Annotated in this window: 7 protein-coding genes and 1 pseudogene; 3 read left to right on the forward strand and 5 right to left on the reverse strand. The window is 65.0% G+C overall.

Translation table 11 applies throughout. From position 1 onward, the window contains the following. From VJV41_RS02180 to VJV41_RS02190, 3 genes are all read right to left on the reverse strand, one after another. A partial coding sequence (locus VJV41_RS02180; RefSeq protein WP_325330637.1) for an NAD(P)/FAD-dependent oxidoreductase occupies nt 1–1,213 on the reverse strand: 1,213 nt, incomplete at its 3' end. 134 nt (nt 1,214–1,347) lie between these two features. Beyond that, nucleotides 1,348–3,084 carry an ATP-binding cassette domain-containing protein gene (locus VJV41_RS02185; RefSeq protein ID WP_414684858.1) on the reverse strand — a complete coding sequence of 579 codons (1,737 nt, stop codon included), beginning with the start codon at nt 3,082–3,084 and terminating at the stop codon, nt 1,348–1,350. Nucleotides 3,085–3,247: 163 nt separating this feature from the next. Further along, nucleotides 3,248–4,831, reverse strand: a complete 1,584-nt coding sequence (locus VJV41_RS02190) for an HD domain-containing phosphohydrolase (protein ID WP_325330641.1) — start codon at nt 4,829–4,831, stop codon at nt 3,248–3,250. Nucleotides 4,832–5,093: 262 nt separating this feature from the next. Here VJV41_RS02190 and VJV41_RS02195 point away from each other — a divergent pair, with 262 nt between their 5' ends. Further along, entirely contained in the window at nt 5,094–5,882 is a 789-nt protein-coding gene (locus VJV41_RS02195; protein ID WP_325330643.1) for an adenylate/guanylate cyclase domain-containing protein, read from the forward strand. A 38-nt stretch (nt 5,883–5,920) separates the two neighbouring features. On the opposite strand, the gene VJV41_RS02200 is transcribed toward VJV41_RS02195, so the two are convergent. Then, entirely contained in the window at nt 5,921–6,661 is a 741-nt protein-coding gene (locus VJV41_RS02200) for a TetR/AcrR family transcriptional regulator (RefSeq protein WP_325330645.1), read from the reverse strand. Between the two features lie 149 nt (nt 6,662–6,810). Here VJV41_RS02200 and VJV41_RS02205 point away from each other — a divergent pair, with 149 nt between their 5' ends. Both VJV41_RS02205 and VJV41_RS02210 read left to right on the forward strand, forming a co-directional pair. Continuing rightward, nucleotides 6,811–7,992: an NAD(P)/FAD-dependent oxidoreductase gene (locus tag VJV41_RS02205; RefSeq protein ID WP_325330647.1), complete on the forward strand. Its 1,182-nt coding sequence runs from the start codon at nt 6,811–6,813 to the stop codon at nt 7,990–7,992. Between the two features lie 124 nt (nt 7,993–8,116). Further along, on the forward strand, nt 8,117–8,422 hold the full coding sequence (locus VJV41_RS02210; protein WP_325330649.1) for a hypothetical protein: 306 nt from the start codon (nt 8,117–8,119) through the stop codon (nt 8,420–8,422). Nucleotides 8,423–8,509: 87 nt separating this feature from the next. On the opposite strand, the pseudogene VJV41_RS02215 reads toward VJV41_RS02210, so the two are convergent. After that, nucleotides 8,510–9,121: pseudogene (locus VJV41_RS02215) on the reverse strand (ribonucleotide-diphosphate reductase subunit alpha); the annotation flags it as partial.

Below are 9,121 nucleotides of genomic sequence, written 5' to 3' on the forward strand. Positions count from 1 at the left end.
GGCCGAGGCCGGTGTTCGGCCCGAGAAGGAAGAACAGGTTGGGGACGTCGGCTATGGCGATCCCTCGGTGCGCTTGTAGTCCCTCACGGTTCCAACGGTCGACGAGGTCCTCGCCGTGCAACCCCTTGATCTGCACATAGGTGTAGGAGTCGGTGACATGGAAGCCGGTGGCGTAGACGATCACGTCGGCTTTGCGCTCGACACCGTCGGCGGTGACGATGCCGTCGCGGGTGATCCGCTCGATCCGCTCGGTGATGAGCGACGTCTTCGGGTCGGCGACGGCGGCGTAGTAGTTGCTGGAGTTCAGGATTCGCTTGCAGCCGGCGCGGTACGTCGGGGTGAGCTTGCGGCGCAGTTCCCGGTCCTTGACCGAGCGCCGGATGTTGTACTTGCCAAGCAGCTCAACGACTTTGAGCATGGCCGGCCGCTTGGTCATCCCGAAGGCGAGCACCTCCTGCGCCCAGTAGATGCCATAACGCAGGCCCAGCCGCAGACCAGGAACGTTCTCCAGTGCGCGGCGCAGCGGTGACGGGAGTTCCTCGTTGGTGCGCGGCACCACCCACGGCGGCGTGCGTTGGTAGAGCTGGAGCTCCGCAACGGTGTCGACGATCTCGGGGACGATCTGGATCGCGCTGGCGCCGGTGCCGATCACCGCGACTCGCTTGCCGACCAGGTCCACGCTGTGATCCCACTGCGCGGAATGAAAAGCGGCGCCGGCGAATTCGTCGCGACCGGGGAATTCGGGTATCGACGGGATGTGCAACGCGCCGGCGCCGGAGATCAGGAATTGCGCGACGTATTCGCGGCCGTCGGCGGTGAAGACATGCCAGCGGAACTCGGTGTCGTCCCAATGGGCACGCTCGACCAATGAATTGAAGACGATGTAGCGCCGCAGGCCGTATTTGTCGGTGACGCCCTGAAGGTAGTCCCAGATCTCGTCCTGCAACGAGAACAGATGCTTCCAATCCGCTTTGGGCTCAAAGGAATACGAGTACAGATGCGACGGGATGTCGCATGCACACCCCGGATAGCTGTTGTCGCGCCACGTTCCGCCGATGTCACCGGCCTTTTCCAGGATCAAGAAGTCGACGCCCTGCTGTTGCAGCGCGATGCCCATGCCGAGACCGGAGAATCCGGTGCCGATGATCAGTGCGCGGGTGTGCACAGGCCCCTGCTGGGCGGTGCCTTCGGTTGTCGGATCAGCAACGGTCATGACGACCAAAGTACCCCGTACCCGCGGTATCGCCTAGGTCCGAATGTCCTCACTTGGCGGCACGTCGTCACTGCCGCGCGCGACGGCCCGCGAGACGCCGTTGAGACATCCCGCGGGCCCACCGCGCTAGACCGTCATCGCTGAGATGCGCCGGCTCGGGACCTCCGGTCCAGCACCCACACCGTGGTCAGCGTGAGGACAACGGCAAACGCGGCCAGTGCAATGAGACTGGCGCCGGTGCCTCCGTGGAAGGTGTCGCGGTAGGCGGACATGGCAGGCAACGTGGCGGTGTACCGGTCGAGATCCAGGCCACGCCCCAATGCCTCGAATGCGTGGCGGTTGGACAGGCCGAAGCTCATCACCCGTCCCGCGATGGCCATCTTGTCAACCGGAACGATGGCGCCACCGAACAGAACCTGCGGGAAGCAAAGCATCGGCAGGGCAAGGGCGGCCTGCGCGGCGTTGGACACCGCGGCCGAGGCGAGCAGGCCGAGGGCCAGCGCCGAGGTCGCCTCGATCACAATCGTCACGAACAGGAACGCATACACGTCCCATCCGACGTCGGGGAGCCGACCGAGCACCCGCAGGACGGCAAGCAACACCGCGCTCACTACCGCCAGCACCGGAAGCAATGCTGCGACCTTGGAGGCCACGTAGGCGCCCACACTGAGCCCGGCCAGGCGCTCCCGCCGGAAGACGGCCATCTCCCCGACGATCTGGAGCAGCCCGTATGTGAGGCCGAAGAAGAAGCCGTCGAATGCGATCCAGAACACGATCTGGGCGGGCCCGACGTCCGCTGCGCCCCCCGGATCGAACGCGCCGCGCTTGAACAGCGTCGCCATCATCGCCGTGACCAGCACCGGTGAACCCAGCAAAACCGCAAGGGTCAGCCAGTTACGAACCAGAACGTCGACGTTGCGCCGCGTGAGTAGCCACCATTGCCGGACCATGCCCGTGCGCTTGACGTCTGAACGGGTAGCCGCGACTGGAGGTAGAGCCGCGCCGGGCCGGCCTTCAGACGTCTCACGACTGTCCGTGAATCGCTGCGCCCATACCGCAGGCGTGTGCTCACCAGCCAGCCGGTCGTACACCGCGGCGAGACTCACCACGCCGAAGTAGCGCCGAGCCTCGGTAGGGCTGCCGGTGAACGCGAGGTGGCCGTCGCGAGCCAGGAACACCACCCGGTCACACTTCTCGATGCCCTCGGGCTCATGTGATGTGAGAACGACTGTGACCCCGCGCTGGCTGAGCCGGCGCAGCAGGCGCATCACGTCGGCCGCGGTCGACGGATCGAGCCCGGAGGTGGGTTCGTCAAGGAAGAAAAGGTGTGGCCGCGTGAGTAGCTCCACGGCGATACTGGCGCGCTTGCGCTGACCGCCGGACAGCGCACGGACCGGCACCTCGGCCCGATCGGCTAGGTCGAGGTCGCGCATGGTCTCCTCTACTACCCGGTTCGCCTCGGCCGCTGATGTGCCCGCTGGCAGCCGTAACCGCGCCGCGTAGCGCAGCGTGCGGCGCAGGGGCATCTCGAGGTGGATGATGTCGTCCTGAGGCACGTAGCCGATGCGTGAATCGGTGCCGACTCGGGCACCACGAACGACGCCGTCATGCCGAACCTCCCCGGCAGAAGGCGGTTGCAGTCCCGCGAGGATCTCGAGCAACGTGGTCTTTCCTGCACCACTACCGCCGGCAATGGCAACCAACTCGCCTGGTTCGACTGACAGCGACAGCTCCTGCAGGATTTGCCGCGTGCCGACCCGCCGGCTCACGTTGACTGCATCGACCCGCCCGCCACTCGGCGCTGCGGGTGCCTGATCTGTGGGGAGCGAACTGTCCTCGATTGCCGTTGGCGTGTATGTCAATTCGGTCATGACGGGCAACCTCTCTGGTTTCTGGACTGGCTTCGTCATGCCCTGATCTTCGGTCGGCCGCCGCCGTGACACATGAGGCGTTTGCCTCAAATCTCAGACTCCGCAACAGCTGCCCGCCAAACGCCGAGAGGGAAACGAAAAGCGCGACAACGACTTGACAGAGCTACGGCGCATCGACCGCGAATGCCGCAATACCCCGATCGATCGCCGCGAGACTCGCCTGAGTTCGGTTGTTGACGCCCAACTTGGCATAGACACGCTCGACGTGGTTGCGCGCCGTCTTCTCGGCGATGAAAAGCTCCGCAGCGATTTCCCGATTCGAGCGGCCCTGCGCGACGAGCCGCAGGACCTCGACCTCCCGGGCGGTAAGCCCCGCAGTCCAAGACGTCCGCCTCGACACCCGATGCCCGGCCGCCGCCAGCACCGCTTCCACCGACTCGACGTCGAGACGTCCGGCGCGCGCCTCTTGGCGCAGCTGGCTCGCGGCAGCAGGAGGATCGAGGGCTGCTCGAAGCGGACGTGGCTCGAGCAGTTGTTGATAAGCCACCGCCGCGGCGAGCAGACGGTCCTGCGCAGTCAATTCCGCGGCGGCGAGCCCTCGCGGAAAGCCAGAACCATCGATCCGCTCCTCGTGCTTGGTCGCGAGAGACACCACCGACTCCAAGCCGCCAACCCGGCTCAGTATCCGACCGGTTAGATACGGGTACATCCGTACCCGCTCCCATTCAGCCGTACTGAGCGACCCCTTCTTCTCCCAGATCTGGTTGGACACCCCTAATCGGCCGAGGCCGTGCACGAGGCCTGCGCGGTAAAGCCAGGTGATGTCCACCGCGGGCATGCGCAGGTGTCTGGCGGCCGCGGACACCAGATCCGCCACACTGCGCGAGTATCCCGGAGAACACGGACACTTGAGATCGACGAAATCTGCCATGGCCCTGAGCAACTCGTCGATCTCGTCACCGTCGAGAATACGGTCACGATCCGGCGCCTGCGCCAAAGCCGCAGTCCAAACATCCATTTCGAGCAGCCCGTCGACGATCGCGGCGGCATCACGTTCGAATACCTCAGCCACCTCCGGGCTGAACTGCGTGCCACGCCGGGAACGGACGACCTCGAGTGCCCGCCCCAGACCACCAGTCCGCAAGTGCACCTCGACGACATCGGCCAGGCGAACGATGCGGATTTCGACCGGAATGTCCTGCCCGCGAGCGCCGTTCGGCATCCCGCGACCATCCCAGCGCTCGAAGATGTACGCCAGCGCCTCCCCAACCTCGCGGTCCAGGCCCATCCGATCGGAAAGAACGCCGGCAGAAGTGCAATGCGACTGGATCAGCTTGCCGACCTGATTACGTGCACTGAGCAGGAAGGCGGCCGAGCGGATGCCGCGCTCCCAGCCCGGCAATCCACGTCCCACGTGACTGATCATCAGCCGCAGGAACGGCAATCCGGTCATGTCCACCCCGTAGGTGTCGGCCCGGAAGGCGATGTCGTCGCCGAACAGCGCTGAAAGCTCATGGGAATCGGCGTGACAACCGATCCAACCGACCAGATTGGCGTAGTAGACCGTCGCCCGCTGTTGGTCGTCGAGGCCCATCCGCTCGGCGATGCGTGTCGCGATCAGTGACGACCGAAGCATGTGTTCCATCGGCTGGCCCAGACCGAGGTCGATCGCCAGCGATATGGCCGCCAACAACTCGGCTCTGCGTAGGCCTTTCTTCGAGCCGTGCAGCGTCCGGGTCGGGTGCACGCCCCCATTCTGCACCTGAACAGGACGATGTCTGCGCGAACGACGAGGCAACCGGCCCTTCATCCGAGCCTGAGGCCGGCGCGCATAACGTCCGGCATTCAACGCCGCCGGGGTGGTCACGCCGCAATACTCGACGTCGCGCCCGGACCGCGCATGAGGCACATGCCTCAAATCGGGCATTATCGTCGATCTGGATCACGGCCGGCTGAAGTTGAGGCGGATGCCTCATGTGCCGAATGGCCGTTAGGTCAACCATTTTCGTATGGTCGTCGTCAACATCCCAAGCGACTCCGCTCCGGCGATTCCACGGGACCCGTGGCACAAGGTGCTAACGGAAGGACACGCGTCGTTGGTGAGGGCGCGACGGGTATTTCGCTATCTGCCGTCGGCGCCGCGATGCAAGGTATGCAACAACCCGTTCGGCGGGCCCGCGGGACGTGTTCTCGCCGCAGCCGGCTTCAGCCCGTCGCGCAAGAACCCCAATTTGTGCAGTCGTTGCTGTGATGCGCTTCCCGCGGGCGGCGCAGAGGTGGATATCGCAGTGCTGTTCGCCGACGTTCGTGGCTCGACCGCGCTGGGACAGCGCGGCGCTGCGACAGACTTCGCCGCGTTGCTCAACCGGTTCTACATCACTGCGACGCAGACTCTTCTGCGGCATGACGCGGTGATTGACAAGCTCATCGGCGATGAGGTCATGGCCTTCTTTGTTCGGGGCATCAGCGGTCCCCAGTACCGACGCCGTGCGGTTCGGGCCGGGATTGAGCTGCTCAAAGCGGTCGGTTACGGCAGCGACGAGGGGCCTTGGCTTGAGTTGGGCGTGGCCGTCAATGCGGGCGTCGCATACGTCGGCAACGTTGGGGGCTCGGTGGTCGACTTCACTGCTCTCGGTGACCCGGTCAACGTCTCGGCGCGGATGCAACAACACGCCGCCGGTGGGGAGTTGCTCGTCGCATCCGGGGTGGCCGATGAGCTCACGGCGACGAGGACGCGGCGCACGCTGAACCTGCGGGGGCATGAGCAGCCGATCGACGCCTTCGTCCTCGGTACGTAAGGCGTTACTACCGAACTGTGATCCCGCCGGCTTACGTCTCAGGCGACGTGTTCGCGGCGGCGCACACCCTCGTGCAGCGGCAGATCCGGATCGATCTTGATGCCGAGCGCTTCGCAGGTGCCGTTGATCGAGCCGACCATGATGGTCGTCAGGTGCGTGACGAATTCGTCGGCCGGCATCCGGCGGGGGCTGTCCTGCTCGGGACCCAACCACCAGTCGGTGGCCGAGGCCACGGAACCGAATGCTGCGTAGGCGGAAAGCTCCAGAGCGGCGGCGTCGAGCTCCATCTCGCGCAGCTCGTTGTCGAACATGTCGGCCATCGCCAGGGTGATCTCGCGTCCCTCGTTGAGCGCGCGCATCGTCGACTCGCTCTGTTCGGCGAAGCGACCCTGAATCAGGAAGCGAAGGATGTTCGGATGCTGGTCGACAAGCCGCACATATTGTTCGACGCTGCGGCGGACGACCTCGCGGGCCGGGTCCGACGACAGGTTGATCGACGGGAAGATCGCCGCCCACAACATGTCGCGCAGTCGCTCGCCGATCGCCTGGAACAGGTCCGACTTGTCGGTGAAGTGGCGGTAGATCTTCGGCTTGGCCGTGCCGGCTTCTTCGGCGATCTCGCGCAGCGACAACTCGGCGCCGAGTCGGTCGATCGCGCGGAAGGCGGCGTCGACGATTTCCGACCGCACCTTCTTGCGATGTTCACGCCAGCGTTCGCTGCGGGCGTCCACCTTGACGCCCGGCTCGCCGCTGGGGCGTGGCCTCGACACTCGTCGCACGCGTTCACTGTACCGCCCGAACCGCGCTGACCTGCCCAGACCGTGCCGCAACACGACCATCGAGCGCTCTGGCCAGCAGTTGGCCGATGAGCTGAGCAACGTCAGCTTCGGTAATATTGCAGCGACAGCCGATCGACGAGACGAGAGTTATGACCCAGCGATACGACCTGGTCATCGCGGGTGGCGGGCCTTCCGGCTCGGCCGCCGCGTGGCAGGCCGCGCAGACCGGTGCGAAGGTTGTGGTCCTGGATAAGGCCGAGTTCCCGCGCGATAAGCCGTGTGGTGACGGCCTGACCGCGCGGGCCGTCAGCTACCTGCAGAAGATGGGTCTGGCCGAGGAGGTGTCGAAGTTCCACCGCGTCAATCGCGTCACCGTGTTCAGCCCGAGCCAGTGGGAGCTGTCGTTCCCGAAGCGTCCCGGCATGCCCGACCACGGTCACACCGTCAGCCGAACCGAGCTCGACGCGCTGTTGCTCAAGCACGCCGAGTCGGCGGGCGCCGAAGTCCGGCAGTCGGCGGAGGTCACCGGGCCGATCATGGAAAACGGTCGGGTCGTGGGTGTGACGCTCAAGAGCGGCGAGAAGGTGTACGGCGATGCGGTGATCGCCGCCGACGGCGCCTACTCCCCCATCAAGCGGGCGCTGAAGATCGACTCGGAATACAACGGTTACTCGGCGATCGCGATTCGTTCGGAGATGCACGCCAACCGCCCCGACTCCGACAGCCTCGACATCTATTTGAAGCTGGTGTTCGAAGGTGACCAGCTGCCCGGCTACGGCTGGGTGTTCCCAATGGGCAGCGGGCGGTTCAACATCGGCCTGGGCTACGTCAACAGCTACAAGAACTGGCAGTCGATCAACGCGACACAGTTCCTGGGCGAGTTCTTGCGCACGCTGCCGCCCGAATGGGACCTGCCGCCGATCGAGGAGCTCAAGAAAAACAAGAGCGTGCGGGCGTGGCGATTGCCGATGGGCTTCACCGCATGGCCACCGTGGCGGCCGGGTGTGCTGTTCACGGGTGACTCGCTGGGCGCGGGCAAGCCGGCGTCGGGTGCGGGTATCTCGAAGGCGCTGGAGTCCGGACTCGCCGCGGGTGAGTGCGCGATCGCGGCACTAACCAATGCCGGGCCGGACGACTTCACGAACTATGCGCAGCGGATGGAAGAGGCGTGGGGCAGGGAGTATCGGCGCGGCCGGTACTTCCACAAGCTGCTCGGCTATCCGAAGGTCGCCAATGCGGGCATCAAGCTGATCGACAATGCGCAGTTCCGCGACCGGATGCTGAAAGCGTTGTACAAGAAGGCCCAAGGCCCGCAGCACACCGTCAAGTGAGCTGTTAGCGCGGCGAGCCCCTAATCCCCTATCGGGACGCGCGGACACATCCCTGGGGCGCACGCGCCAGACACCGGCCCGTGCCCCGTTTTGGTGATCGCGGCGTCACGCGACGCTTATCGGCATGAACATCCAACGACTTCTGGCCACCGCCGCGATGACGGCGGGCCTGGCCATCGGACTCGCCGCGAATGCGAATGCGGCACCCGTGAGCGCCGCAGGAGACGACTTCTGGGAGTGCGCCTCCGACCATCCGGACGACATCGGCGTCTGCTGCGTCTTCTACGGAGGCGACTACGACGAGCGAACCGGCGAATGCTGGATAGACGACGAGGCGAAGCTAGAGGAGGCCAATCCCGGCCCCAGCGTTCCGCCGAAGCACCCGGTGCTGACGCGGGTGGACCGCCTTCCTGTCTACGCGATGGGATAGCGCGACTGGCGCAGCCGAGTGTGGACATACGACACGGTCACTTCCGCATCCGCGTGTATCAAGTCCACACTCGGCGAAGGCGCGGTCCTACAGCATGCAGGACACGCAGCCCTCGACTTCTGTTCCCTCCAGCGCCATTTGGCGTAGCCGGATGTAGTACAGCGTCTTGATTCCCTTGCGCCAGGCGTAGATCTGCGCCTTGTTGACGTCACGCGTCGTCGCGGTGTCCTTGAAGAACAGCGTCAAGCTCAGACCCTGATCCACGTGCTGCGTGGCCGCGGCATACGTGTCGATGACCTTCTCGTAGCCGATCTCGTAGGCGTCCTGGAAATAGTCCAGGTTGTCGTTGGTCATATACGGCGCCGGGTAGTAAACCCGTCCGATCTTGCCTTCCTTGCGGATCTCGACCTTCGACGCGATCGGGTGGATCGAGCTCGTCGAGTGGTTGATGTAGGAGATCGACCCCGTCGGCGGGACCGCCTGCAGGTTCTGGTTGTAGATGCCGTGCTTTTGCACCGACTCCTTGAGTCGCGTCCAATCCTCTTGGGTCGGAATGCGAATGCCGGCGTCGGCGAACAATTGGCGCACCCGCTCGGTGGCCGGCTCCCACACCCGGTCGGTGTACTTGTCGAAGAACTCACCGGAGGCGTACTTCGACTCCTTGAACCCACCGAACGCCTTACCGCGTTCCAGCGCAAT

Origin of the sequence: Mycobacterium sp., assembly GCF_035274705.1 — a bacterium.
Lineage (GTDB): Bacteria > Actinomycetota > Actinomycetes > Mycobacteriales > Mycobacteriaceae > Mycobacterium.

What these genes read in the sequence shown, in the direction of transcription:
- VJV41_RS02210 (WP_325330649.1), top strand. Translation starts at nt 8,117, where the DNA reads ATGAACATCCAACGACTTCTGGCCACCGCCGCGATGACGGCGGGCCTG.
- VJV41_RS02185 (WP_414684858.1), bottom strand. Translation starts at nt 3,084, where the DNA reads ATGACCGAATTGACATACACGCCAACGGCAATCGAGGACAGTTCGCTC.
- VJV41_RS02195 (WP_325330643.1), top strand. Translation starts at nt 5,094, where the DNA reads ATGGTCGTCGTCAACATCCCAAGCGACTCCGCTCCGGCGATTCCACGG.
- VJV41_RS02205 (WP_325330647.1), top strand. Translation starts at nt 6,811, where the DNA reads ATGACCCAGCGATACGACCTGGTCATCGCGGGTGGCGGGCCTTCCGGC.